Raw genomic sequence first — 24,313 nt, forward strand, 5'->3', positions numbered from 1 at the left:
GTGTGGACGGCGAAACTTGTTGTATGAGTGCGTTGTCGCAGAATCTCCTGGACCGGTGGACCGCGTTGGCCGGGGTCGAGGCCGAACAAATCGGGGCGGGTGTGGTGGGGCGCTACAACGAACCGCACAGGCGCTACCACACCGTCACGCATCTGGCGGTGATGCTCGCGGCGATCGACGAATTGGCCGATGCCGCAGACGATATCGATGCCGTGCGGTACGCGGCCTTCTTCCATGACGCGATCTACGCGGTCGCGCGGGCCGACAACGAGGAGCGCAGCGCCGATCTGGGCCGCGATATCCTCGAATCGCTCGGTGCCGCACCGGAATTGGTCGAGGAAGTGGTGCGGCTCGTGGTGCTGACCCGCGGGCACAAGCCGCAGCCGGGCGATGCCAACGGCGCCGTGCTCTGTGATGCCGACCTTGTCGTCCTCGGCGGTACCCCTGAGGAATACGCCGCCTACACCGTTGCGATCCGCGCCGAATACGCGCACGTCCCCGACGACTTGTTCCGGGCCGGGCGCGCCTCGGTACTGCGCAATCTGGCCGACCAGCCGCGTCTTTTCCGCACCGACCTCGCCCACGACCGTTACGAGGCCGTCGCCCGTGCCAACCTCGCGGCCGAACTGGCCGAACTCACCGCCGCGATCGGCTGAGGGGACCGGCGTAATCACGCAATTCGACGTCTTTCGGTCAAATATCTGACTGAAACGAGGCCGATTGCGTGATTACGCCGGTACTTCAGAGGGCGGCGAGTATCTCGGCGGCCAGCGGCGCCGCGGACGCGGGGTTCTGGCCGGTGTAGAGGTTGCGATCGACCTCGATGTGCGGCGCCCACGGGTCACCCTCGCGGTAGTCGGCGCCGAGGGCGACCAATCGGTCCTGGAGCAGCCACTTCGCCTTGTCGGCGAAACCCGCCTGGGTCTCCTCGACATTGCTGAAGCCGGTGAGTCGGTAGCCGGCGAAGGGGGAGGGGCCCGCTTCGCCGGTGGCGAGCAGAGCCGCGGGGGCATGGCAGACGATGCCGAGCGGTTTGCCCGAGGCGAGGGCGTCGTTGAGAAGGGCGCCGGAGACGGGGTCGACGGCGAGGTCCTGCATCGGGCCGTGTCCGCCGGGGTAGAAGACGGCGTCGTAGTCGGCGAGGTCGACCTTGTCGATCGGGATCGGATTCTGCAGTTCGGTTGCACCCGAGACGATTTCGGCGACCGCCGCCGCCCCTTCGGGACCGCCGTTGACCTCGGGGGCCAGACTGCCCCGGTCGACCGGGGCAATCACGCCGGCGGGCGTCGCCACGGTGACGGTGTGGCCCGCGCTGATGAATGCCGCATACGGCGCCGCGAATTCCTCGGCCCAGTACCCGGTGGGATGTTCGGTGCCGTCGGCCAGTGTCCAGTGGTCGGCGCCGGTGAGAACGAAGAGGATGTGTGCCATGGGAACCACGCTAGGGTCGATGGCATCTCCTGACCAATAGACTCGCCTATATGAGACATAGGTCAGCCGATGGGTCGATGGATCTGGTGCAGTTGCGGACCTTTCTGGCCGTCCTGCGGACCGGATCGCTCACGGCCGGTGCGGCCCAGGTGGGGCTGTCCCAGCCTACCGTGACCACCCAGATCCAGGCGCTCGAACGCCACCTCGGCCGACCCCTGTTCGAACGGTTGCCCCGTGGCGTGACGCCGACCGCTGCCGGACACGAACTCGCCGCCAGGGTGAGCGGCCCGCTCGACGCGCTGGAAACGGTCGTCAGTGGTGCGGCGGCAGACCGTGCGACGCCGCCCGAACCGCCGGTGCTGCTCGGCGGCCCGGCGGAAATGCTCGCCGCCAAGATCGTGCCCGCGCTCGCGCCGCTGGTCGCCGACGGTGTGCGGCTCACCGTCAGCACCGGACACACCGATGACCTACTGGCCCGATTGCATTCGGGCGCACTGGATCTGGTGTTCGCTACCAGTCGCCCGCGGGGGCGGACGGTACTGGCCGAACCGCTGGTCGACGAGGAGTTCCTGCTGGTCGCCGCCCCGTCGATCGCCGACCGGATCGACGTCGAACGGCTGCGCGCCGAAGGTCCGGTCGCGCTCGTCGGCATCCCGCTCGTCAGCTACGCCGCCGACCTGCCGATCCTGCGGCGGTACTGGCGCCACGTCTTCGACACCCGCCTGGAAACCGAACCGGCCCTGATCGTCGGCGACCTGCGGGCGGTGCTCGCCGCGGTGACGGCCGGGGCGGGAATCAGTGTTCTACCGCATTACCTGTGTGGTCGGGAGCGGGCCGACGGAACGCTGGTGACGCTGCTCGATCCCGTGGATCCGCCGATCAACACCGGTTTCCTGGCTCGCAGGGTCGGTGCGCCGTCGCGGCCGCACGTCGACCTGGTCCGTGCTCGGCTGGTGGAGGCGGCGCGCGGGTGGCGGGCGGGGTGCGCTTGACAGGCAAGTGAACGCTTGCCTATGGTTCGGGGGAGCGAACAGGAGCGTGCCCGCGTGACCGATATTTTCACCGCACTGGCGGACTCGACACGACGCGCGCTGCTCGACGAACTCGCCGATCGCGACGGGCAAACCCTGTTCGAACTGTGCGCCCGGCTCGTGAGCAAGCACGACATCAGCTCGTCGCGCCAGGCGATCACCCAGCACCTGGGGGTGCTCGAGCAAGCCGGTCTCGTCCACACCCGCCGACAAGGTCGATACAAGTTCCATCACGCCGATTTCACGCCCCTGCAAGCGATTTCGACGCGATGGCCGACAACCGAGGAGAACCCATGATCCGCATCGGAGTGACCAGCGTCTTCGTCGACGACCAAGCCAAGGCCGAGGCCTTCTACACCGACGTGCTCGGCTTCCAGGTCAAAGACAAGGTCCCCGTCGGTGAATTCGACTGGCTCACCCTCGTCTCACCCGCCGACGTCGACGGCATCCAGCTTCTGCTCGAGCCCGACCAGCACCCGGCGGCCAAGGCCTACAAGACGGCGCTGAGCACCGAAGGCATTCCCGTCATCGTCTTCACCGTCGACGACCTCGACGCCGAGTACGCCCGGCTCGTCGACCGCGGCGTCTTCTTCACCCAGCCGCCCGTCGTCATGGGCCCGGTCAGCACCGCGGTCTTCGACGACACCTGCGGCAACCTCATCCAGCTGATGGCCCCGATCGCCGAGTAGTTCAGCGGGTCGCTTCGATCGCCGACGCGATCACGTCCGCGACGCCGCGCTGTCCGGCGAGCGTCGGGTGGTAGGGGAGCAGGGTGCGGTCGGCCACCAGAGGGTCGAACCAGCGCGTCGACGGGTCAGCGCACATCCCGAACTCCTTCGACGCGGCGACGGTATCGATGTACACGGCCCCATGGTTTTCGGCTTCCCGGGCGACCACGGAATTGAGGCGCTCGAACTTGGACTGGATGTAGGCGGCGTCGGCGGGCAGCAGGCCGAGCATCGCCGGGCAGCTGGCATCGGTCAGGTAGGTGGGCCAACCGTCGACGAAGACGGTGGCTTTCGGTGCGCGGCGGGCGATTTCGTCGAGCGCGGCGGCGTAGGCGGGCGCGATCGCGTCGATATCGCTGTCCCACCGTGGGTCTGCCACCGTCGCACAGCCACCGGGTTTCGCGTGGCAGTGACCGAGGATGTATTCGGTCATGTCGGCGTCGTTGGCGCCGATGTGCAGGGTGACGATCTCGGTGGCGGGCCCGAGAGCGTCCAGCTGCGGTGCCACTCCCGCGCCTTGCGAGCGATACAGGTCGGGGATCTTCGCGGCGCTACAGGTCCGGTCGTCCAGTGATAACCCGAGTCGTTGCGCGACCAACTTGGGTGCGTTGGTCGTCGAGCGCACGCAGCGCAGGGGTGCGGTGAGGTCGAGGTTGATCGCGCCGGTGGTGGCCGCCCCGGAATCACCGAGGGCCACGTATCGGGCCCCGGCTTCGGGCGTCGGTTGGCCGTGCACGGCGGCAGGAGTGATCGCGGCTGTCGCGATCATGGATGTCGTCGCGATCGCGCGCAGCCAGTTGTTCATGCGGCCACTGTGCCCCTGGCCGCCGGCCTCGCGCAGGCATTGCCGCTCAGCTTTGTGCGCGACAACAGTCGGCACCGCTCGCTGAAGCGTGATGATGAGCTGGGGAACAACCGTCGGGTGCCGCTGGTTGTCCCCGCACATGACGACAATCGGATTGATCGGCAGCGGACACATCGGCTCCACCGTCGCACGATTGGCGGTGGACGCGGGCTACGACGTGGTACTCAGCAACTCACGCGGCCCCGAAACCCTGGCTGACCTGGTCGCCGACCTTGGCCCACACGCGCGGGCGGCCACCCCGGCCGAGGCGGCCGAAGCGGGCGACTACGTGGTGGTCACCGTTCCGTTGAAGGCCTATCGGGAAGTCCCGGTCGCACCGCTCGCGGGCAAGGTCGTGCTCGACACCAACAATTACTACCCCGACCGTGACGGCGCCTTCCCCGAACTCGACGCCGACGAGACCACCACCAGCGAACTGCTGCAACGTCACCTCCCGGATTCGAAGGTGGTCAAGGCGTTCAACAACATCGTCTACGCCAACCTCGCCGAACTGGCCCGCCCCGCGGGCGCCGCCGACCGCTCCGCCCTGCCCATCTTCGCCGACGACCCCGACGCCAAGAAGCTCGCCACCGCCTTCATCGACACCATCGGCTACGACGTGGTCGACGGCGGCTCCCTCGCCGAAAGCCGTCGCTCCCAACGAGACACCCCGGTCTACGTCAACCCCTACGCCGTCGCCGACGGCAACTGGCCGCCGGCCGCCAAGCGTGGCAGCGCCGAGGATGTCCGCGCGGCCCTCGCCGCCGCCGAGGTCTAGCCGCTCAGTGCCTGCCTGCCGTCTGCATCCGGTCGAGCGTCGCCCGGCCGGAGTGATGCTCGAGGAACTGTGTGTTTCAGCCTGTAGGACGTCGACCCATCGAATCGATGTCGCATCCCGGGAACGGGTCAGGTGATGATGAGAAGTTCGGTGGGCGAGGCGATCTCGGCACGCAGACCGGCTTTGGTCGCCACTTTGGCTACCGCGCGGATGTCGGTGGGGTCGGCGCGGGTGAGGACAAGAGCGCGGGCGAGCAGGCCCTTGTGGTGTTTGTTGAAGTGGCTGACGACGGTGCGGGAGCCGTCGGGGTGTTCGGTGAGGACGTTGGCGGTGATGGCGTCGGGGACTCGGCCGAGTTGCTGGTAGGTGCCCGAGCGTAGGTCGATGACGAGCTCGCCTGCGGCCTCGGCGTAGAGGGCGTCGGGGAGCACGTCGCGCCAGACGGCCGAAAGTGTCGGCAGGCCGGGGAGTTTGGTGCCGCCGGAGAGGCGGTAGGCGGGGATGGGGTCAGCGGCGCGGACAGCGCCGAACAGGGCTGAGCCGATGCCCAGGCGGGCGTAGGCCTTGGCGCGCTGTGCTTTGGTGAACGACTTGGCGTCGAGTCCGTCGTAGAGGACGCCGGTGTAGCGCTCCAGGGCGGGGCGCGTCGCCGAGGTGCGCAGGCTCGCGTTGCGGGCGACCTCGGCGTCGGCGCCTTTGCCCAAGCCGAGGACGGCGGCGGACTGCGCGGGGTCGGCCGCGAGTTGCACCACCTCGGTGAGCAGCTTGTCGCGGACCGCGCCGAGCTGTGGCATCGCGAGATCGTCGAGGTTCAGCGGCGCGCCCGATCCGCCGTCGGACTTGGTTTCGGAGGGAGGCAGCAGCACCAGCACGATCGTCAACGGTAATCGCCGCAGGAACTGCTACCGCGCCCCGCCCCGTTCAGCGCACCGCTTCCAGGAACTTGCGAGTGCGCTCGTTGGTCGGTGCCTCGAAGATCTGGTCCGGCGGACCCTGTTCGATGATGCGCCCGGAGTCGAACATCAGCACCCGGTCCGACACCTCGCGGGCGAAGCGCATCTCGTGGGTGACGATCAGCATCGTGATGTCGGTGGTCTCGGCGATGGTGCGTAGGACGTCGAGGACGTCGCCGACCAGTTCCGGGTCGAGCGCCGAGGTGACCTCGTCCAGGAGCATCACCTTCGGATCCATCGCGCAGCAGCGCGCGATCGCCACCCGCTGCTGCTGACCGCCGGACAGTTGCGAGGGGTGGGCATTCGCCTTGTCCGACAGGCCGACGATGTCGAGCAGGTGCCGGGCACGTTCGCGCGCTTCATCTTTCGACTTGCCCAGCACGTGAATCGGTGCCTCGGTGATGTTTTCGAGCACGGTCATGTTCGGGAACAGGTTGAACTGCTGGAACACCATGCCGATCTTGGTCCGCACCTTGCGCAGGTGTTTCTCCTTGGCGGGCACCAGTTTTCCGTTGCGCTCGGTGTGGGTGAGCGGTTCGCCGTCGACCCAGATCACACCGTCGCTGATCGTCTCCAGGGTCATCAGCAGTCGCAGGATCGTGGTCTTTCCCGAGCCGGACGGCCCGATCAGCGTGACCTTCTCCCCGCGGCTGACGCTGAAATCGAGATGGTCGAGCACGGTGAGATCACCGAAGCGTTTGACCACCTGATCGAACCTGATCATCTCGTCAGTAGTAGGCAAGGCGCTTCTCCAGTCTTCTGATCAGCACAGATGTCGGGTAGCTGGCGACGAGGAAGAACACCCCGGCCATCGTGATCGACTCCAGGTACGCGAAGTTGCGCGCCCCGAATTGCTGTGCGGCGGTCACCAATTCGACGACCGAGATGGCGAAAAGGAACGGTGTGTCCTTGAACATCGAGACGGCGTTGGTGCCCAGCGCGGGCAGGCTCGCCCGGATCGCCTGCGGCAGCACCACCGCACCCCAGGTGCGCACCGGCGGCAACGACAGCGCGCGCGCCGCCTCCCACTGGCCCTTGGGCACCGCCTCGATCCCGGCGCGATACACCTCGGCCAGGTAACTCGAATAGTGGATGCCCAGCACCACGATGCCGATCTGCAGCGCCGAGAACTGGGTCAACAGGGTGTAGGCGAACAGCAACTGCACGACCAGCGGGGTGAGCCGGACGAACTCGCTCACCGCGTGCACCGGCGCGGCGATGGCGCGTGGCATCGTGCGCCGGATCATCGCGATCACCAGCCCGAGCACCGCGGCCAGCGCGAAACCGAGCACCGTCGCCAGCAACGTGATCTGGAAGCCGTCCCACAGCACCGGCAGCGCCTCGCGGGCGCGCTCCCAACTCCATTCCGCTGTCATGGGGCCGCCTTCGTTTCTTCGGGCGCCAGGCTGAGTACTTCCTTGAGCGAGGCTCCGCGACCCAGCTTGGTCTTGGCGCGGGTCTCCAGGAGGTTCATGCCCAGGGTGAGTACGTAGCCCAGGACGAAGTAGATGAGCAGGCCGACACCGAAGGAGAACAGGGTGTCGCTGGTGTCCTTGCGCAGGTCACCGATCTCGTAGGTCAGATCGTGCAGGGTGATGTAGGACGCCACCGCGGTGCCTTTGAGCAGGTGGACCAGCAGGTTGGTCAGCGAGGGCAGCATCAGCGCCCAGGCCTGCGGAAACAGCACCCGCCGCATCCGCTGCCACGGACTGAAGTTCAGCGCCACAGCCGCTTCGAACTGCGCGCGCGGCACCGCGTTGAGCGCGCCACGCACCACCTCGGCACCATAGGCGCCGTAGTTCAGGCCCAGCGCCAGGATGCCGCAGAACAGCGGGTCGAGCTTGTAGCCGAGCAGTGGCAGCACATAGAACAGCCAGAAGATCTGCACCAGAAGCGAAGTGCCACGGAAGAATTCGATCATGACCCTGGCACTGCCGCGCGCGGCGAGATTGCGCACGCGAGCGGTGGTGCCGAGGGCGAGGGCGAGGACGAACGCGAGGAGCGCGCCGCCGATGGTCAGCTCCAGCGTGACCACGATGCCCTGCCACAACGAGGGCAGGGCATCGCGCACGGCATCGAGATTGCTCATGCGTGAATCAGATTTCGCCCTTGCACAGCTTGGCCGTCGTGTACTTCGGATCGGGCAGCTCGCGCTCGGTGAAGCCGAACTTGCCGACGATCGACAGGTACTTGTCCTTGTCGCCGGTGATCTTGGCCAGCTCGGTGTTGTAGGCGGCGAGCAGATCGGGATCGCTGGTGCGGAACACGGTGCCGCCCGCGCCGACCTGCGGCTTGCCGTCGATGACGGCGACGAACGACGGCGTCACGTCGACCGCGGCGTTGGGGGTGTGGCTCTTGAGCCAGTTCAGCGAGATCGCGGTGAGCGCGAACACGTCGGCGCGCCCGGAGGTGACCGCGTCCATCCCGTCCTGCGGGGTGGCGACCTGGGTGGCGTCGATGCCGAGCGCATCGGCGTAATCGGATTCGATGGCACCGGTCATCGCGGCCAATTTCGCGCCGCTGGCCTGGACCGATTGCATATCCGTCAAATTCATCGGATTACCGGGTTTCACCATCAGTGCGGTGGTGTACATGAATTCCGGTTCGCTGAAAGAAGCCTGTTCACAGCGTTTCGGCAAGATCGACATTCCGGCACTCACGGCATCGAATCGATTGGCCTGCAGGCCGGGGATCAGGGCGCCGAACTCGGTCTGCACGCCGTCGACGGTCTTGATGCCGAGGTTGGCGAAGATCTCCTTGTGCAGGGCCACGGTGGCGCCGGTGAGTTGGCCCCCGTCTTCGAACGAATACGGCGCCTCACCGGCGAAACCCACGGTGATCGTGCCCTTGTCCTTCAGCGACTGCAGCAGCTGGCCGCTCTCGGTGGTCTCGGTCTTGGTGCATCCGGCAAGGGTCGCGGCCACCATCGCTGCACCGGCGAACACTGCTGTACAGCGTTTCGACATGGATTTCGTCTCAGCCATTGTGACCTCTCGCAAGGGCGGCATCGGCGCCGCAAATTTTCTGTTGTATGTGTGTAATTGACGTATACGGAAAATCTAGTCATCTCAGAATTGTCAGGCATGGTTACGTTATCAGGTTGTTATCTGATGATTCAAATGGAATTGTAATGGGTAACCTTATCGGCGCATTTGTGTTCGGGCCGGTTTTCGGGGGTCGGCGAGCGCCAAGGAGGTAATCGGCTGTCGCCACCGCCGGACCAGGGACTACCGTGTGCATCCGTGATCACCCGCCTCTCCCGCCTGTTCCTGCGCACCCTGCGAGACGATCCCGCCGACGCCGAGGTGCCAAGCCACAAACTGCTGGTTCGCGCCGGCTACGTCCGCCGCGTCGCACCGGGCGTGTACTCGTGGTTGCCGCTCGGCCTGCGCACGCTGCGCAAGATCGAGGACGTGGTGCGCCAGGAGATGGACGCCACCGGCGCCCAGGAGATCTCGCTGCCCGCGCTGCTGCCGCGCGAGCCCTACGAGACCACCAACCGGTGGACCGAATACGGCGACGGCCTGTTCCGCCTCAAGGACCGCAAGGGCGGCGACTACCTGCTCGGCCCCACCCACGAGGAGCTGTTCGCGCTCACCGTGAAGGGTGAGTACAACTCCTACAAGGATCTGCCGGTCACCCTGTACCAGATCCAGACCAAGTACCGCGACGAGGAACGGCCCCGCGCCGGCATCCTGCGCGGGCGTGAGTTCACCATGAAGGACTCCTACTCCTTCGACCTCACCGACGAGGGTCTGTCGGAGAGCTACGCCACCCACCGCAAGGCCTACCAGGCGATCTTCTCCCGGCTCGGCGTCGAGTACGTGATCGTGGCCGCCACCTCCGGCGCCATGGGCGGCAGCGCGTCCGAGGAATTCCTCGCCGTCAGCCCCGTCGGTGAGGACACCTACGTGGCCTGCGCCGAGTCCGGGTACGCGGCCAATGTGGAAGCCGTGGTTACGCCCGCGCCCGCGCCGCTGCCCATCGAGGGCCAGGCCGCCGCGGTCGAATACGACACTCCGAACACCCCCACCATCGCAACGCTGGTCGACTGGGCCAACGCCAACGATGTCCTCGGGCGCACGGTGACCGCCGCCGACACGTTGAAGAACGTGATGGTGAAGCTGCGCCACCCCGACGGCAAGACCGAGATCCTCGGCATCGGCATCCCCGGCGACCGCGAGGTCGACGACAAGCGCCTCGGCGCGGCCGTCGAACCCGCCGAGGTGGAACTGCTCACCGAGGCCGACTTCGCCGCCAATCCGTTCCTGGTGAAGGGCTACATCGGCCCGAAGGGCTTGCAGGCCAACGGCGTTCGCTACCTCGTCGACCCCCGCGTCGTCGAGGGCACCGCCTGGATCACGGGCGCCGATGTGCAGGGCAAGCACGTCGTCGGCCTTGTTGCCGGGCGTGACTTCACCCCCGACGGCACCATCGAGGCCGCCGAGGTCCGCGACGGCGATCCCTCGCCCGACGGCGCGGGCCCGCTGGTCTCCGCGCGCGGCATCGAGATCGGTCACATCTTCCAGCTCGGCCGCAAGTACACCGACGCCTTCGACGTCGACGTCCTCGGCGAGAACGGCAAGCCCGTACGCCTCACCATGGGCTCCTACGGTATCGGCGTCTCCCGCATGGTCGCCGTCATCGCCGAACAGCAGCACGACGAGAAGGGCCTGCGCTGGCCCGCCGAAGTAGCCCCCTTCGACGTGCACGTGGTGATCGCCAACAAGGACGCCGCCGCCCGCGACGGCGCCGAACACGTGGTCGCCGGCCTGAACGCCGAAGGCCTCGACGTCCTCTTCGACGACCGCACCGCCTCCCCCGGCGTGAAGTTCAAGGACGCCGAACTCCTCGGCATGCCCTGGATCCTCGTCATCGGCCGCGGTTGGGCCGAAGGCAAGGTGGAACTGCGCAACCGCTTCACCGGCGAAGCCGAGGAGATCCCGGCCGAAGACGCCGTCAGCACGGTCACCGCGAAGATCCGCGGCTGATCTCGTTCACCGATCGCGCCGTCCCACTCGCTGTGGGGCGGCGCGATTTGCGTTGTCCGGGCGCCGGGGTCGTCGGCGGCCCGGGCGCCTGGGGCGCGGTCGAGTTCTCGGGAAACCTACGGCTACGTAGGCGAAAGTGCAGGTAGCGGGCTCGAGACTCGGCGTGGCGGGTGGGCGGCGCTGCTAAGTTAACGGGCATGACGAGTTCGCCCAGCCTGTTGTTCAACCCTGCCACCTACGATCCGCAGCACTTCGACGCTGAGACGCGGCGGCTGCTGAAGGCCACTATCGAGTGGTTCGAGTCCAAGGGCAAGGCGCAGTTGCTGGTCGAGGATCGCGATGCGGTGTGGACCTCGGAGTTTCTGGAGTTCGTCGGCAAGGAAAAGCTGTTCGCTACCTTCCTCACCCCCGCCGCCTACGCCGACGGCGACCCGAACAAGCGCTGGGACGCGGCCCGCAACGCGGCGCTGTCGGAGATCTTCGGGTTCTACGGGCTCGCGTACTGGTACGCGGAGCAGGTCACCATTCTCGGGCTCGGCCCGATCTGGCAGAGCGACAACGAGATCGCCAAGCGCAAGGCTGCTGCTGATCTCGATGACGGTCAGGTGATGGCGTTCGCGTTGTCGGAGCGTGATCACGGTGCCGACATCTACAACACCGATCTGATTCTCACCCCGAGCGAGCCGGGTAGTGCCGACGCCGAAGCGGGAATTCTGTTCCGCGCCAACGGGGAGAAGTACTACATCGGCAACGGCAATGTGGCCTCGATGGTGTCGGTGTTCTCGCGGCGCGGTGATGTCGAAGGGCCGGAGGGTTACATCTGGTTCGCCGCTGACAGTCGTCATGACAACTACCACCTGGTCGAGAGTGTTATCCACGGCCAGATGTATGTCAGCCACTTCCGGTTGGAGAACTACCCGGTGACCGCCGCCGACGTGCTTCATGAAGGGCCGGAAGGTTTTTCGGCCGCGCTGAACACCGTGAACGTGGGCAAGTTCAACCTCTGCCACGGCAGCATCGGCATGGTCGAGCACTCGTTCTTCGAGGCCATCACCCACGCCAACAACCGCATCCTCTACGGCAACCCGGTCACCGACTTCGGCCATGTGCGCGGCAATTTCGTCGACGCCTACGCCCGGTTGATCGCGATGAAGCTGTTCAGTGATCGCGCCGTGGACTACTTCCGCAGCGCCTCCCTCGAGGACCGCCGCTACCTGCTGTTCAACCCGATGACCAAGTCCAAGGTCACCTCCGAGGGCGAGGTCGCGATGACCCTGCTGCTGGATGTGCTGGCGGCCAAGGGATTCGAGAAGGCCACCTACTTCGCGCAGGCTTCGCGCTACATCAACCACCTGCCGCGCCTCGAGGGCACCGTGCACGTGAACGTGGGCCAGATCCTGAAGTTCATGCCGAACTACCTGTTCAACCCCAAGGAATACCCGGCCGTCGGCACCAAGCTCGAAGCCGGTGACGAGGCGTTCTTCTGGGCGCAGGGCCCGGCGCGCGGCGCGGGTAAGGTGCAGTTCGCGGACTGGACCCCGGCCTACGAGCAGGCCTCGGACGTGCCCAACGTCGCCCGGTTCTACGAGCAGGCCAAGGCGCTGCAGACGCTGCTGCTGACCGCGGCACCGGATGCGGACCAGCAGAAGGACCTGGACTTCATGCTGACCATCGGCCACCTGTTCTCCACGGTGGTCTACGGCCAGCTGATCCTCGAGCAGGCCGAGCTCACCGGCCTGGACCGTGACGTGCTCGACCAGATCTTCGACTTCCAGATCCGCGACTTCAACACCCAGGCGTCGGCACTGCTCGGCAAGCCGTCGGTCACCGAGGCGCAGCGTGCGTGGGCGATCGGGGCACTGCGCAGCCCGGTCGCCGACAAGGAACGCTTCGATCGGGTGTGGCAGCAGGTGGAGGCTTACGACGGCGCGTACGCGATGCGCCCGTAGCAGTGTGGCCCCGGCATGATCACGCAAAACGCGTCGCTCCAGTCAGTTCTCTGACTGAACGACAGCGTTTTGCGTGATTACGCCGGATGAGTCGGCGGTTTACGCACGCCCGGGGAAGGCGACGGTCCACGGGCCGGTGCCCAGGATCGACTGCCAGCGGGCCCGGCGAATAGCGGCTTCGGTGAGCGCTTCGGTCGCCGTAGCACGCACTGCGGCGTCGGTGGCGTTCTCGACAACGGCGTACCACGCTGCGGCGCAATCGGATTCGACGCTGACCGCGAGGTGGGCGGCCGGGATCGGGTCGTCGACCGGTGCGGGCGGGTTGTAGGCGGCGGCGGGCGCCTCGGGTGCGGTGCCGTCGGCCTCGAGCAATTCGATCGTGGCGTCGCGGCGTGCTCGATGCGCGGCGCTGAACTCGGCGACCAGGCGAGCCCGGTCGACATTGGCGTACGCGGCGATCAGCCCGTAGGAGTAGACGGCGGCGTACTCGGCGTCCAGGGCGTTCTGGAGGGACTTGCGTTGGTCGGTCATGTCAGCAGGACTCCTGCCTGGGTGGCGCAGGCCGCACTGATCGACGCGAGTAGCCCTGCGCGATAACCGGATTCGGTGCGAGCCAGCTCGGCGGCGGACTGCTGGGAGCGAACCAGCTGATCGCGCAACTGTGCGACGGTCGTCGGCTGCGCGGACACGGTCTCGACTTCTGCGGCGGGTACCGGGGACCCGTCGGGGCCGGGCACGGTCAGTGCGCCGGTGCGACGCACGGGCGTGGTGCCGTCACCGTAAACGCCGATCACCCGGTCGATTTCGGTGCGCAAAGCGTCGGCGTGCGCGGTGCGCTCGGTGGCGATCGTGTTCAACGCGGCGTTCGACTGCGGGGCCAAAGCGATCGCGGCGGTCGCGGCGGCGGCATCGGCTCGGGCCAGAACCTCCTGTGCGGCAAGAGGATCCGGGGCGTGCACGGTATCGTCCTCGGCGCAGGCGGCCAGCGTGGCTATCGCCGGAATGCCGATCGCGCTCGCACCGGCGAGCCGGAGCAAGGTGCGGCGGCGCCAAGTGTTGGTCGAATGGCGGTGCGCGGCGGTGGGCTCGAGCCTCGGGAGAGGGGGTTCGTGCCGGTCGGGGCGCATGCCGGAAGGTCGCCCGGCGCTCGGCGGGACGGGAAGGCGGTGGGGCACGTGCACCATCGTGCCAGATCTCGCGCGGGGAGTTCGCGCGCGTTCCGACATGCCTCGGGCACGCCGAGTCGGACCGGTGCGCGGTGGTCGGCGCCTGGTCCTTTACACTCTCTGAGCGCGTTACGCTAGACCTTCGGCGTAGATATTTCCGATCGCGTCACAACTGAACCAGGAGCCGCCCATATGCCGATGCCCACCGAGGAAAGGGTGAGCCAGCTAGTCGCTGAGCTCGTCGCACGCCGGGGATTCGACCTCGAGGGCGTTGCGATCGTGGCTGCAGGCAATGGTGAGTTGGCTCCGGTTCGGGTGAAGGTGACCGTCGACAGCGACGGCCCCGCCGACCTGGACGCCATCGCCGCACTGAGTCGCGATATGTCCGAACTTCTCGATGCCGCAGGCGATTTCGGCGAATCCGCCTATCTGCTCGAAGTGACAACGCCCGGCGTGGAACGCCCGCTCACCACCGAACGGCATTGGCGCCGCGCGCAGGGCCGCAAGGTCCGCGTGAAACTGGCCGACGGTGCCGAGCGGATCGAGGGCAAAGCCCGTTTCGACGCGCGCGTCGGCCAGGTGGCCGACGCCGAGAACCCCACCATCGCGCTCGTGCTCGGCGGCAAGATCAAGCCGCATCGCGTGCACGTTCCGCTCACCGATATCGCCGAGGCTGTCGTCCAGGTCGAGTTCAACGCACCGGGTGCCGCCGAACTCGAACTCGCGGGCGGCATCGCGCCGGGCCGCCCGGTACCGGGCGAAGAGCCGGCCGACCTCGCCGCACCAGGACAGCACAGTGACACTCCCACCGAAGGGGTTGCGGAATGAATATTGAAATCGAAGCCTTGCGGGCGATCGTCGCCGACAAAGGCATCTCGATCGAGACCGTGATCTCGGCGATCGAGTCGGCACTGCTCACCGCCTACCGGCACACCGACGGCCACGAGGCCAACGCGCGCATCGACATCAACCAGAAGACCGGTGTGGTGCGGGTGATGGCGCGTGAACTCGACGCCGACGGCAACCTCGTCTCCGAATGGGACGACACCCCAGAGGGTTTCGGCCGCATCGCCGCCACCACCGCCCGCCAGGTGGTGCTGCAGCGGCTGCGTGATGCCGAGAACGAGAAGTCCTTCGGCGACTTCGCCACCCACGAGGGTGAGATCGTCGGCGGTGTGGTCCAGCGCGACGCCAGGGCCAACGCCCGCGGCATCGTGGTGGTGCGCATCGGCAGCGAGGCCAACGGCGCCGAGGGTCTGATCCCGCCCGCCGAGCAGGTGCCCGGCGAGACCTACGAGCACGGTGACCGGATCAAGTGCTACGTCTACGGCGTCTCGCGTGGCCCGCGTGGCCCGCAGATCCAGCTCTCGCGCACCCACCCGAACCTGGTGCGGCGGCTGTTCTCGCTCGAGGTGCCCGAGATCGCCGACGGTTCCGTCGAGATCGTCGCGGTGGCGCGCGAGTCGGGGCACCGCTCCAAGATCGCCGTGCAGTCCACCGTCCAGGGCGTGAACGCCAAGGGTGCGTGCATCGGCCCGATGGGTCAGCGCGTGCGCAACGTGATGAGCGAACTGGCCGGCGAGAAGATCGATATCATCGACTACGACGAGGATCCGGCCACCTTCGTCGGCAACGCACTCTCGCCGTCGAAAGTGGTATCGGTCACTGTCGTCGATCCCGATGCCAGGGCGGCCCGCGTGGTCGTGCCCGACTTCCAGCTCTCCCTCGCCATCGGCAAGGAGGGCCAGAATGCCCGCCTGGCAGCCCGTCTGACGGGCTGGCGGATCGATATCCGCAGCGACGCGGCTCCGATACCGGACGAGTCCGCCCGGCCGTAGCGCGCACCGTAGCTGATTCGAGAACGTCGAATCCCTGCCCGCGGATGACATCTTCGTAACTTCCGGAGGGGAGGGGTTCGTCGTTATGACCGGGTCACCGGTAGAGTGGGTACAGGACCGGCCCGCGCAATCCGTTCGCACCTGTATCGGATGCCGTCAGCGCGAGTCGTCTGCCGACCTGTTGCGGATCGTGGCGCAGCATCGGAATTCCGATGTCGCGATTGTTCCCGATCCGCGGCGCAGACTTCCCGGACGGGGTGCCTGGTTGCACCCCGTTTCAGCTTGTTTGCGTTCCGCAGAGCGGCGCCGAGCATTCGGCAGAGCCCTACGAGTGTCCGGAAATCTGGATATCTCAGCCCTGGATAAGTACCTCGAGAACAGGCACGAGCACTCATGAGCACACCGTGAAGCACCAACGATGAACGTCCGTCGGAGATAACCCGAGGTCGTGCGGGCCCGCCTTACCTAGGCGGCGTCACTGCTCGGCCTCTCAGTGAGGAGAGCAGTGGCAGGCAAGGCCCGCGTGCACGAGTTGGCTAAGGAACTCGGTGTCACAAGCAAGGAACTACTCGCGAAGCTCAAGGAGCAAGGCGAGTTCGTGAAGTCGGCGTCGTCGACGGTGGAAGCACCCGTCGCCCGTCGTCTGCGCGAATCACTGGCATCGAAGTCCGCTCCGGCGGCCGATGCCAAGTCGGCGGCCCGTCCCGGCCCGTCGTCGGCAGCAGCCTCAGCCCGTCCGGCTGGCGCCAAGCCCACCCCCGGTGGCCCTCGCCCCGGTCCGCGTCCGGCTCCGGCCGCGCCCGCCCCGGCAGCTCCTGCCGCACCGGTCGCGCCCAAGGTCGAGGCCGCTCCGGTCGAAGCGAAGCCCGCTACCCCGGCACCCGCGAGCCCCGCTCCGGCCGCCGCGCAGCAGTCGGCTCCGGCCACCAAGCCCGCAGGCGCTCCGGCGCCCGGCCCCCGTCCGGCTCCCGCGCCGCGTCCGACCCAGGCCCCGGCCGCCGGTCAGACCCGTCCGGCCCAGACAACTCCCGGTGCTGCGGCTCCGGGCCCGCGTCCGGCCGGTCCCGGCCCGAAGCCGGGCCCCAAGGCTCCGCGCGTCGGCAACAACCCGTTCAGCTCGGCCCCCGATCGTGAGCGTCCCGCGCCGCGTCCGGCCGGTCAGGGCCAGGGTCAGGGCGGCACTCGCCCGACTCCGGGTCAGGGCGGTCCCCGTCCGGCTCCCGGTCAGGGTGGTCCGCGTCCGGCTCCCGGTCAGGGCGGTCCTCGCCCGCAGGGTGGTCAGGGCCAGCGCCCGGCCGCCGCGCAGGGCGGTGCCCCGCGTCCCGGTGGTCCCCGTCCCAACCCGGGTTCGATGCCTCCGCGTCCGAACCCCGGTGCCATGCCCGCACGTTCGGCACGTCCTGCCCCCGGTGGCGCGGGTCGTCCCGGTGGCGGCGGTCGTCCCGGTGGCGCTCCCGGCGGTGGCGGCGCAGGCCGTCCCGGTGGTGGCGGCGGCGGTGGCGGTTACCGCGGTGGCGGTGGCGGTGCCCCCGGCGCTCCGGGTGCAGGTGCTCCCGCGGCCGGTGGTTTCCGTGGTCGTCCCGGTGGCGGCGGCGGTCGTCCCGGTGGTCCCGGTGGCCGTGGTGGCGCAGCCGGTGCGTTCGGTCGTCCCGGTGGCGCGGTTCGCCGTGGCCGTAAGTCGAAGCGGGCGAAGCGCGCCGAGTACGAGAACATGCAGGCTCCCGCCGTCGGCGGCGTGCGTCTGCCCCGCGGCAACGGTGAGGTCATCCGCCTCGCCCGTGGCGCCTCGCTGTCGGACTTCGCCGAGAAGATCGACGCGAACCCCGCAGCTCTCGTGCAGGCCCTGTTCAACCTCGGCGAGATGGTCACCGCCACTCAGTCGGTGAACGACGAGACCCTCGAGCTGCTCGGCGGCGAGATGAACTACGTCGTGCACGTGGTCAGCCCCGAGGACGAAGATCGCGAACTGCTGCAGTCGTTCGACCTCACCTACGGCGAAGACGCCGGCGGCGAGGACGACCTCGAGCACCGTCCGCCGGTCGTGACCGTCATGGGTCACGTCGACCACGGTAAGACCCGACTGCTGGACACGATCCGTAAGGCCAACGTCGCTGAGGGCGAGGCCGGTGGCATCACCCAGCACATCGGTGCGTACCAGGTGCTCACCAACCTCAACGAGGAAGAGCGTCTGATCACCTTCATCGACACCCCGGGTCACGAGGCGTTCACCGCCATGCGTGCGCGTGGTGCGAAGGCCACCGATATCGCGATCCTCGTGGTCGCGGCCGACGACGGCGTCATGCCGCAGACGGTGGAAGCGATCAACCACGCGCAGGCCGCTGATGTGCCGATCGTTGTCGCGATCAACAAGATCGACAAAGAGGGTGCGAACCCGGACAAGATCAAGCAGCAGCTCACCGAGTACGGCCTGGTCACCGAGGAGTACGGCGGCGACACCATGTTCGTCAATATCTCGGCCAAGCAGGGCACCAACATCGATCAGCTGCTCGAAGCAGTGCTGCTGACCGCGGATGCCTCGCTCGACCTGCGGGCCAACCCGGACATGGACGCCCAGGGTGTTGCCATCGAGGCGCACCTCGACCGCGGCCGTGGCCCCGTTGCCACCGTGCTCATCCAGCGCGGCACCCTGCGCGTCGGTGACTCGATCGTGGCGGGCGACGCCTACGGTCGCGTCCGTCGCATGGTCGACGAGCACGGCGCGGACGTCCACGCGGCGACCCCGTCGCGCCCGGTCCAGGTCATCGGTTTCACCTCGGTGCCCGGCGCCGGTGACAACCTGATCGTGGTCGAGGAAGACCGCATCGCCCGTCAGATCGCCGATCGCCGCAATGCGCGTAAGCGCAACGCACTGGCCGCTCGCAGCCGCAAGCGGATCAGCCTGGAAGATCTGGATGCCGCACTGAAGGAGACTTCGGAGCTCAACCTGATCCTCAAGGGCGACAACTCCGGTACCGTCGAGGCCCTCGAAGAGGCCCTGCTCGGCATCGAGATCGACGACGAGGTGCGTCTGCGCGTCATCGACCGCGGTGTCGGTGGCGTCACCGAGACCAACGTCAACCTGGCGTCGGCCTCCAACGCGATCATCATCGGCTTCAACGTCCGCGCGGAGGGCAAGGCCACTGAGCTGGCCAACCGCGAAGGCGTCGACATCCGGTACTACTCGGTCATCTACCAGGCGATCGACGAGATCGAGAAGGCCCTCAAGGGCATGCTCAAGCCGATCTACGAAGAGGTCGAGCTGGGCCGCGCGGAGATCCGTGCGATCTTCCGCTCGTCCAAGATCGGCAACATCGCCGGTTGCATGGTGCAGTCGGGTTCGGTCAAGCGCAACGCCAAGGCGCGCCTGATCCGCGACGGTCGAGTGATCGCCGAGACGATGACCATCTCCTCGCTCAAGCGGGAGAAGGACGACGCCACCGAGGTGCGCGAAGGTTTCGAGTGCGGTCTGACCGTCACCTACAGCGACATCAAGGAAGGCGACATCATCGAGGCTTACGAGCTTCGTGAAAAGCCGCGCGACTGATAAACGCAACACCGCTTCGCACGCCGCATCCGATTCTCGGGTGCGGCGTGCGGGCGTACACATCCGAACAATTCACAGGAGGTGAGCACCGCTGTTCATTGGTGCGCTCGAATTCGATCTACTGCTCGGTGACGTGCATTCGCTCAAGGAGAAGCGGTCGGTGATCCGGCCGATCCTCGCTGAGCTGGGAAAACGCTTCGGCGTGAATGCCGCGGAAGCCGGAGATCAGGACCTACACCGCCGGGCATTGCTCGGTGTGGCCATGGTCAGTGCGGAGACGGGACACCTGAACGAGGTGCTCGACAAGTGTGAGCGGCACGTTGCCGCGCGTCCGGAGATAGAGTTGCTGGCAGTACGCCGCCGGATCTTCGGACCCGAAGACTAGAGCTAGAGGAGGATTCCCATGGTGGATCAAGCCAGGGCACGCCGACTCGCCAAGCGGATTTCCGCGATCGTGGCTACCGCGATCGAATACGAGATCAAAGATCCGCGACTGCGGTTCGTCACCGTCACCGACTGCAAGGTGAGCGGCGATCTGCGCGAGGCGAACGTGTATTACACGGTGATGGGCGAGACCATCGACGCCGAACCCGACTACACCGAAGCCGCCGCAGGGCTGGACGCGGCCAAGGGCGTATTGCGGTCGAAGGTCGGCGCGGGCACCGGCGTGAAGTTCACCCCGATCCTGTCGTTCACCCTCGACAAGGTGCCCGAGGTGGCCCGCGAGATGGAAGAGCTGCTGGCCAGGGCTCGGGCCATCGATGACGAGGTGGCCAAGGTCGCCGCGAACGCCAAGCACGCGGGCGATGCGGATCCGTACAAGGTCGATCGCGACGACGAGGACGAGTAGACAGGTATGCCCGGTCGGCGCCCGGAGGCGGTAGCTTGAGTGACCACGCAGAACTGCGCGGTGGGTACCGTCTTGTCCGGCCGAGGACCGGTGGACGCTAGATGACCAGCGTCCGCGACGGGACCGAACTGGACGCCGCCGTCGCCGCACTGGCGGCGGCGCGTTCGGTGACCATCCTGTGCCACGTGCAGCCCGACGCCGACACCGTCGGCAGCGGCCTGGCGCTGGCCTTGGCGCTGCATCGGCGCGAGGTGCCGGTGTGCGTGTCCTTCGCCGAGCCCGCTGAGCTGCCCGCATCGTTGCGCACGTTGCCGGGCGTTGAGCTCGTCGTGCCGCCCGCGCAGGTGCCCGACGAGGTCGACCTGCTGATCGTCGTGGATTGCGGTGCGCGCAGTCGGCTCGGTGCGCTCGCCGACCGATTACCCGGCGCGACAACGACATTGGTGATCGATCACCACCGCGCCAACGACGGTTTCGGCACCGTCGACCTGATCGACGAATCCGCGGCCTCGACCACCGAACTGGTCACCCGCCTCCTCGACGCCTGGGGCGTGCCGATCGACGCCGCCATCGCGCACTGCCTGTTCGCGGGCCTGGTCACCGACACCGGTTCGTTCCGCTGGGCCCGCCCCGGAAGTCACGCCATGGCCGAGCGTCTCCTCGCCACCGGCATCGACGGCACCGAGATCACCCGAGTCCTGCTCGACACCCACCCGTACGCCTGGTTGCCGATGCTGTCGAAGGTGCTGTCGACGGCGGTGGTCGTGCCGCAGGCCGCGGGCGTCGGCCTCGTGTACGCGCTGGTCCGCGCCGCCGACACCCATGATGTGGGTCCCGAAGAGGTCGAAAGTGTCATCGACGTCATCCGTACGACTTCGGAGGCGGGTATCGCCGCTGTCTTCAAGGAAGCCCGCGGCCAGAACGACCGCTGGACCGTTTCCCTGCGTTCCCGCGACTCCGCACCCGGCCTGACCGACGGCGTCGACGTCGCGGCGGTGGCCAGCGGGTTCGGCGGTGGCGGCCATCGCTTCGCCGCCGGCTACACCACCTATGGGGACCCGGAAGGTGTTGTCCGCGCGTTGATTACCGCGCTGGGTTGATTCGCGGGGCGGGGTAACCACGCTGAGCGGACAAAACTTCGTTCAACGGTCGAGAATTCGACCGTTTTCGCGATTGGTGTGCGCTCAGCGTGGTGCGATCGAACCGACGGCGAACCGAAGCACGTGCGATGGGCCGGGGTTGGCTAGGGTCGAAGCTGACTGATGGAGGCGATGTGATGTCGAGAGTGCTCGGGATGGCGTTGGCGGCGTTGCTGGTCGCGCTCGGTGGATCGGTCGCGCAGGCCGCGCCGAATTCGTCGGGCGAGTTGCTCGGGCGGGTGGCGCAGGAACCCGGTTGGGGGACCTGGAAGCGTGCGTCGATCATCGAGTACCGCACGGAAGGCCCTGTCGGCGAAGCGGTTTCGGCTTCGGGATTGCTGTTGTTGCCCGACTCGCCCGCTCCCGCCGGTGGCTACCCTGTGGTTGCCTGGGATCACCCGACCATGGGGTTGGCCGGGCACTGCGGCATCACCACGTCTCGTGGTGTCCAGGAGCAGGCGTTCATGCAGGCGGTGCTCGATCGAGGATGGGCCGTGGTCGCACCCGATTACCTGGGTCTGACGCCGGGTTCGACGTTCCCGCACCCATACCTGCATACGCGCACTGAGGCGACCTCGACCCTTGATCTGGTCCGCGCGGCCCGTGCCGCCGAACCCGCGTTGGCGCCGACCTGGGCCGTGGCCGGGGCGTCGCAGGGCGGACATGCCGCGCTGGCCACCGGCAGCATCGCGCAGCAGTACGCGCCGGAACTGGATTTTCGCGGAACCGCCGCGCTCGCACCGGAATCCAACTTCGAAACACTGTTCGCGCAGATGGGCCCGGCGACCCCGCATTTCCCGATGGAGGACAAGCTGATCGGCCCCTTCGCGGGGATTCTGGCAGGGCTCCGGCTCACTCGTCCCGATGTCGATGTGAACAGGATTCTCACGCCCACCGGCCGCGCGCTCGTCGACGCGATCTCGTCCAGTTGTGTCGAGGATTTCGACCGACTCGCCGCCGGAATCACGTTCGCCACGATGCTCGCCGCGCCCGTCTCCGAGATCGGCGATGCGCTGCGCGCCTACATGGCCGCGCCGACCACCTTCGACCAACCTTTGTTGATCACGCACGGTGCTGCGGACATGGTGGTGCCGATTCCCATGACGATGGCCTACCTCGCCCAATTGCGCGCGGCCGGAACCGATTACGAGTTCGACCTGCACACCGCGGGGCACCGTGAGATCGAAGAGGTCTCCCGGGATGCGGTTCTGGAGTTCCTCGGCACACTGCTCGGCGGTTCCTGACGGCGTTTGTTGTCGGTGGGGTGTGCCACCATCGGCGGGGTCGGCAGTGTTGCTCCGGTAGGACGGTGGGTGGTGGGTGTGGGGTCTGCGAAATCGCCGGATGACGTGGTGACCGGCGGGTCGGTCGGTCCTCGGCGCATTCTCGGGATCGCCGTGCCCACGCTGGGGGTGTTGGTGGCCGAGCCGTTGTATCTGCTGTTCGATATCGCGGTGGTGGGCCGGTTGGGTGCGCTGGCACTGGCCGGGCTCGCGGTGGGTGCGGTGATTCTCGGGACGTTGAGCACGCAACTCACGTTCCTGTCCTACGGCACAACAGCGCGTGCGGCACGCAGGCACGGTGCGGGCGACCGCAACGGTGCCGTCGAGGAAGGCGTGCAGGCGAGCTGGGTGGGGTTGGCGGTCGGTGCGGTGATCGTCGCGGTGGTCCAGGTGTTCGCGGTGCCTCTGTGTTCGGTGCTGTCCGGTGGTGGGGAGATCGCCGGGGAGGCGGTGGTCTGGGTGCGGATCGCGATATTCGGGGTGCCGTTGATTCTGCTGTCGATGGCGGGCAACGGCTGGCTGCGTGGGGTGCAGGATGTGCGCAGGCCGCTGACGTATGTGGTGGTGGGACTGGCACTGTCGGCGGCGCTGTGCCCCGTACTGGTGTACGGATTACTCGGCGCGCCGCGCATGGAACTGGCCGGTTCCGCGGTGGCGAACCTCCTCGGCCAGTCCGTCTCGGGTGTCCTTTTCGCGTATGCGCTGCTGCGCGAACGGGTTTCGCTACGTCCCCAACTCTCGGTGATGCGTGCTCAACTCGTCCTCGGGCGCGACCTCATCGTCCGCAGTCTGGCCTTCCAGATCTGCTTCGTCTCCGCCGCCGCCGTGGCCGCCCGCTTCGGCGCCGCGTCCGTCGCCGCCCATCAGGTGGTCCTGCAACTCTGGAATTTCCTTGCCCTGACGCTGGACTCGCTCGCCATCGCCGCGCAGACTCTGGTCGGTGCGGCTCTGGGCGCAAGCAATGTCCACGGCGCCGAAACCGTCGCGCGCCGCGTCACCGCGTGGTCGGTGGTCTTCGCCCTGCTCCTGGCCACCGTGTTCGCCGCGGGCGTCGGCGTCATCCCGCTGCTGTTCACCGACGACGCCCAGGTCCTCGAACGCACCCACGTCATCTGGTGGTTCTTCGTGGCCATGATCCCGGTGGCCGGCGCCGTCTTCGCCCTCGACGGTGTCCTGCTCGGCGCAGGTGATGCCGCCTACCTCCGCACTACCACCCTTGTCGCCGCACTGGTCGGGTTCCTGCCCCTGATCTGGCTGTCGCTGATCTTCGACTGGGGCGTCGCGGGAATCTGGACCGGCCTTGTCGCCTTCATGCTGCTGCGATTGGTCGCGGTGGTCGCCCGGGCGAGGTCGGGCCGCTGGGCCAGGGTGGGCGCCGAAATACCGAGTGGGGCGGCGTGAATCAGCGCGGGTAGGGGCTGAGCATGTCGATCCAGCGGATGTCGAGGTCGCGGGTCAGGTAGTCCAGGCGGGAGTTCCAGAAGGCCTGCATGTGGGGGAGTGCGAGGTGGCGGTCGAGGTCGGCTTTGCTGCGCCACACCTCGTAGAAGACGAAGACCGACGGGTCGTCGCTGTCGACGTGGAAGTGGTATTCGAGGCAGCCCTCCTCGGCGCGGGTCGGCTCGACGAACGAGAGCAACAGTTCGCGCAGCTCGTCGCGGCGTTCGGGTTTCGGGTGGGCGAACCCCACCAGTGCGTAGGTGCTGGGCATCATGCTCCTTAGGTACGATGTTCTACGTACCTAGGAACGCTAGGCCGTGGCTAGGTATGGTGCAAGTCGTACCTATT

At 67.4% G+C, this 24,313-nt stretch carries 26 protein-coding genes; 16 read left to right on the top strand and 10 right to left on the bottom strand.

The features are described from left to right. Nucleotides 1-23: 23 nt before the first annotated feature. Complete coding sequence (locus tag ACFWUP_RS07425) at nucleotides 24-656, top strand: metal-dependent phosphohydrolase (protein ID WP_379231789.1); 633 nt, start codon at nucleotides 24-26, stop codon at nucleotides 654-656. An 85-nt stretch (nucleotides 657-741) separates the two neighbouring features. Here the strand turns inward: ACFWUP_RS07425 and ACFWUP_RS07430 are convergent, their stop codons facing one another. Beyond that, entirely contained in the window at nucleotides 742-1,431 is a 690-nt protein-coding gene (locus ACFWUP_RS07430) for a type 1 glutamine amidotransferase domain-containing protein (protein ID WP_379231791.1), read from the bottom strand. 50 nt (nucleotides 1,432-1,481) lie between these two features. Between ACFWUP_RS07430 and ACFWUP_RS07435 the strand changes: the two genes are divergently transcribed. Genes ACFWUP_RS07435 through ACFWUP_RS07445 form a run of 3 tightly spaced genes read left to right on the top strand, consistent with a single transcriptional unit; the run spans nucleotide 1,482 to nucleotide 3,151 of the window. Beyond that, the gene (locus tag ACFWUP_RS07435; RefSeq protein WP_379231793.1) at nucleotides 1,482-2,423 is read left to right on the top strand and encodes a LysR family transcriptional regulator; all 942 of its coding nucleotides are present in this window, start codon (nucleotides 1,482-1,484) and stop codon (nucleotides 2,421-2,423) included. Between the two features lie 21 nt (nucleotides 2,424-2,444). Beyond that, nucleotides 2,445-2,759, top strand: a complete 315-nt coding sequence (locus tag ACFWUP_RS07440) for an ArsR/SmtB family transcription factor (protein WP_379231795.1) — start codon at nucleotides 2,445-2,447, stop codon at nucleotides 2,757-2,759. Next, nucleotides 2,759-3,151: a VOC family protein gene (locus ACFWUP_RS07445; protein ID WP_379232305.1), complete on the top strand. Its 393-nt coding sequence runs from the start codon at nucleotides 2,759-2,761 to the stop codon at nucleotides 3,149-3,151. The genes ACFWUP_RS07440 and ACFWUP_RS07445 overlap by 1 nt, the downstream gene beginning before the upstream one ends. 1 nt (nucleotide 3,152) lies before the next feature. Here ACFWUP_RS07445 and ACFWUP_RS07450 read toward each other — a convergent pair whose 3' ends face one another. After that, entirely contained in the window at nucleotides 3,153-3,995 is an 843-nt protein-coding gene (locus ACFWUP_RS07450) for an SGNH/GDSL hydrolase family protein (RefSeq protein ID WP_379231796.1), read from the bottom strand. 139 nt (nucleotides 3,996-4,134) lie between these two features. On the opposite strand from ACFWUP_RS07450, the gene ACFWUP_RS07455 reads away from it, so the two are divergent. Continuing rightward, nucleotides 4,135-4,812, top strand: a complete 678-nt coding sequence (locus tag ACFWUP_RS07455) for an NADPH-dependent F420 reductase (RefSeq protein ID WP_379231797.1) — start codon at nucleotides 4,135-4,137, stop codon at nucleotides 4,810-4,812. A gap of 128 nt (nucleotides 4,813-4,940) precedes the next feature. On the opposite strand, the gene yaaA is transcribed toward ACFWUP_RS07455, so the two are convergent. Genes yaaA through ehuB form a run of 5 tightly spaced genes read right to left on the bottom strand, consistent with a single transcriptional unit; the run spans nucleotide 4,941 to nucleotide 8,749 of the window. Then, a complete protein-coding gene (gene yaaA, locus ACFWUP_RS07460) occupies nucleotides 4,941-5,684 on the bottom strand; it encodes a peroxide stress protein YaaA (protein WP_379231798.1) in 744 nt (247 codons plus the stop codon). Nucleotides 5,685-5,733: 49 nt separating this feature from the next. After that, on the bottom strand, nucleotides 5,734-6,489 hold the full coding sequence (gene ehuA, locus ACFWUP_RS07465) for an ectoine/hydroxyectoine ABC transporter ATP-binding protein EhuA (protein WP_379231799.1): 756 nt from the start codon (nucleotides 6,487-6,489) through the stop codon (nucleotides 5,734-5,736). Nucleotides 6,490-6,493: 4 nt separating this feature from the next. Then, entirely contained in the window at nucleotides 6,494-7,141 is a 648-nt protein-coding gene (gene ehuD / locus ACFWUP_RS07470) for an ectoine/hydroxyectoine ABC transporter permease subunit EhuD (RefSeq protein WP_379231800.1), read from the bottom strand. Next, nucleotides 7,138-7,854, bottom strand: coding sequence for an ectoine/hydroxyectoine ABC transporter permease subunit EhuC (ehuC, locus tag ACFWUP_RS07475; RefSeq protein ID WP_379231801.1), 717 nt, complete (start codon nucleotides 7,852-7,854; stop codon nucleotides 7,138-7,140). Before ehuC ends, ehuD begins: the two co-directional genes overlap by 4 nt. 7 nt (nucleotides 7,855-7,861) lie before the next feature. After that, complete coding sequence (gene ehuB / locus ACFWUP_RS07480) at nucleotides 7,862-8,749, bottom strand: ectoine/hydroxyectoine ABC transporter substrate-binding protein EhuB (protein WP_379231802.1); 888 nt, start codon at nucleotides 8,747-8,749, stop codon at nucleotides 7,862-7,864. A gap of 258 nt (nucleotides 8,750-9,007) precedes the next feature. Between ehuB and ACFWUP_RS07485 the strand changes: the two genes are divergently transcribed. Then, the gene (locus ACFWUP_RS07485) at nucleotides 9,008-10,756 is read left to right on the top strand and encodes a proline--tRNA ligase (protein WP_379231803.1); all 1,749 of its coding nucleotides are present in this window, start codon (nucleotides 9,008-9,010) and stop codon (nucleotides 10,754-10,756) included. A 197-nt stretch (nucleotides 10,757-10,953) separates the two neighbouring features. Beyond that, the gene (locus ACFWUP_RS07490) at nucleotides 10,954-12,705 is read left to right on the top strand and encodes an acyl-CoA dehydrogenase family protein (RefSeq protein ID WP_379231804.1); all 1,752 of its coding nucleotides are present in this window, start codon (nucleotides 10,954-10,956) and stop codon (nucleotides 12,703-12,705) included. Nucleotides 12,706-12,804: 99 nt separating this feature from the next. On the opposite strand, the gene ACFWUP_RS07495 is transcribed toward ACFWUP_RS07490, so the two are convergent. Together ACFWUP_RS07495 and ACFWUP_RS07500 are read right to left on the bottom strand one after the other, a co-directional pair. After that, the gene (locus ACFWUP_RS07495; RefSeq protein ID WP_379231805.1) at nucleotides 12,805-13,236 is read right to left on the bottom strand and encodes a ferritin-like domain-containing protein; all 432 of its coding nucleotides are present in this window, start codon (nucleotides 13,234-13,236) and stop codon (nucleotides 12,805-12,807) included. Then, nucleotides 13,233-13,880, bottom strand: a complete 648-nt coding sequence (locus ACFWUP_RS07500; protein ID WP_379231806.1) for a hypothetical protein — start codon at nucleotides 13,878-13,880, stop codon at nucleotides 13,233-13,235. The genes ACFWUP_RS07495 and ACFWUP_RS07500 overlap by 4 nt, the downstream gene beginning before the upstream one ends. A gap of 183 nt (nucleotides 13,881-14,063) precedes the next feature. Here ACFWUP_RS07500 and rimP point away from each other — a divergent pair, with 183 nt between their 5' ends. From rimP to ACFWUP_RS07545, 9 genes are all read left to right on the top strand, one after another. Next, the gene (rimP, locus tag ACFWUP_RS07505) at nucleotides 14,064-14,699 is read left to right on the top strand and encodes a ribosome maturation factor RimP (protein WP_379231807.1); all 636 of its coding nucleotides are present in this window, start codon (nucleotides 14,064-14,066) and stop codon (nucleotides 14,697-14,699) included. After that, nucleotides 14,696-15,709 carry a transcription termination factor NusA gene (gene nusA / locus ACFWUP_RS07510; protein WP_379231808.1) on the top strand — a complete coding sequence of 338 codons (1,014 nt, stop codon included), beginning with the start codon at nucleotides 14,696-14,698 and terminating at the stop codon, nucleotides 15,707-15,709. Before rimP ends, nusA begins: the two co-directional genes overlap by 4 nt. A gap of 85 nt (nucleotides 15,710-15,794) precedes the next feature. Next, complete coding sequence (locus ACFWUP_RS07515) at nucleotides 15,795-16,106, top strand: YlxR family protein (RefSeq protein WP_379231809.1); 312 nt, start codon at nucleotides 15,795-15,797, stop codon at nucleotides 16,104-16,106. 108 nt (nucleotides 16,107-16,214) lie between these two features. Next, nucleotides 16,215-19,253 carry a translation initiation factor IF-2 gene (gene infB / locus ACFWUP_RS07520; RefSeq protein ID WP_379231810.1) on the top strand — a complete coding sequence of 1,013 codons (3,039 nt, stop codon included), beginning with the start codon at nucleotides 16,215-16,217 and terminating at the stop codon, nucleotides 19,251-19,253. Nucleotides 19,254-19,344: 91 nt separating this feature from the next. Continuing rightward, complete coding sequence (locus ACFWUP_RS07525) at nucleotides 19,345-19,638, top strand: DUF503 domain-containing protein (protein ID WP_378628258.1); 294 nt, start codon at nucleotides 19,345-19,347, stop codon at nucleotides 19,636-19,638. 18 nt (nucleotides 19,639-19,656) lie between these two features. After that, entirely contained in the window at nucleotides 19,657-20,103 is a 447-nt protein-coding gene (gene rbfA, locus ACFWUP_RS07530) for a 30S ribosome-binding factor RbfA (protein WP_379231812.1), read from the top strand. Nucleotides 20,104-20,204: 101 nt separating this feature from the next. Continuing rightward, the gene (locus tag ACFWUP_RS07535; RefSeq protein ID WP_379231814.1) at nucleotides 20,205-21,203 is read left to right on the top strand and encodes a bifunctional oligoribonuclease/PAP phosphatase NrnA; all 999 of its coding nucleotides are present in this window, start codon (nucleotides 20,205-20,207) and stop codon (nucleotides 21,201-21,203) included. A 176-nt stretch (nucleotides 21,204-21,379) separates the two neighbouring features. Continuing rightward, nucleotides 21,380-22,486 carry a lipase family protein gene (locus tag ACFWUP_RS07540; protein WP_379231816.1) on the top strand — a complete coding sequence of 369 codons (1,107 nt, stop codon included), beginning with the start codon at nucleotides 21,380-21,382 and terminating at the stop codon, nucleotides 22,484-22,486. Between the two features lie 72 nt (nucleotides 22,487-22,558). After that, nucleotides 22,559-23,926, top strand: a complete 1,368-nt coding sequence (locus tag ACFWUP_RS07545) for an MATE family efflux transporter (RefSeq protein ID WP_379231818.1) — start codon at nucleotides 22,559-22,561, stop codon at nucleotides 23,924-23,926. A 1-nt stretch (nucleotide 23,927) separates the two neighbouring features. On the opposite strand, the gene ACFWUP_RS07550 is transcribed toward ACFWUP_RS07545, so the two are convergent. Further along, entirely contained in the window at nucleotides 23,928-24,236 is a 309-nt protein-coding gene (locus ACFWUP_RS07550; RefSeq protein WP_379231820.1) for a putative quinol monooxygenase, read from the bottom strand. Nucleotides 24,237-24,313: the final 77 nt, after the last annotated feature.

The sequence above is a fragment of the Nocardia sp. NPDC058658 genome, from assembly GCF_042716665.1.
Lineage (GTDB): Bacteria > Actinomycetota > Actinomycetes > Mycobacteriales > Mycobacteriaceae > Nocardia.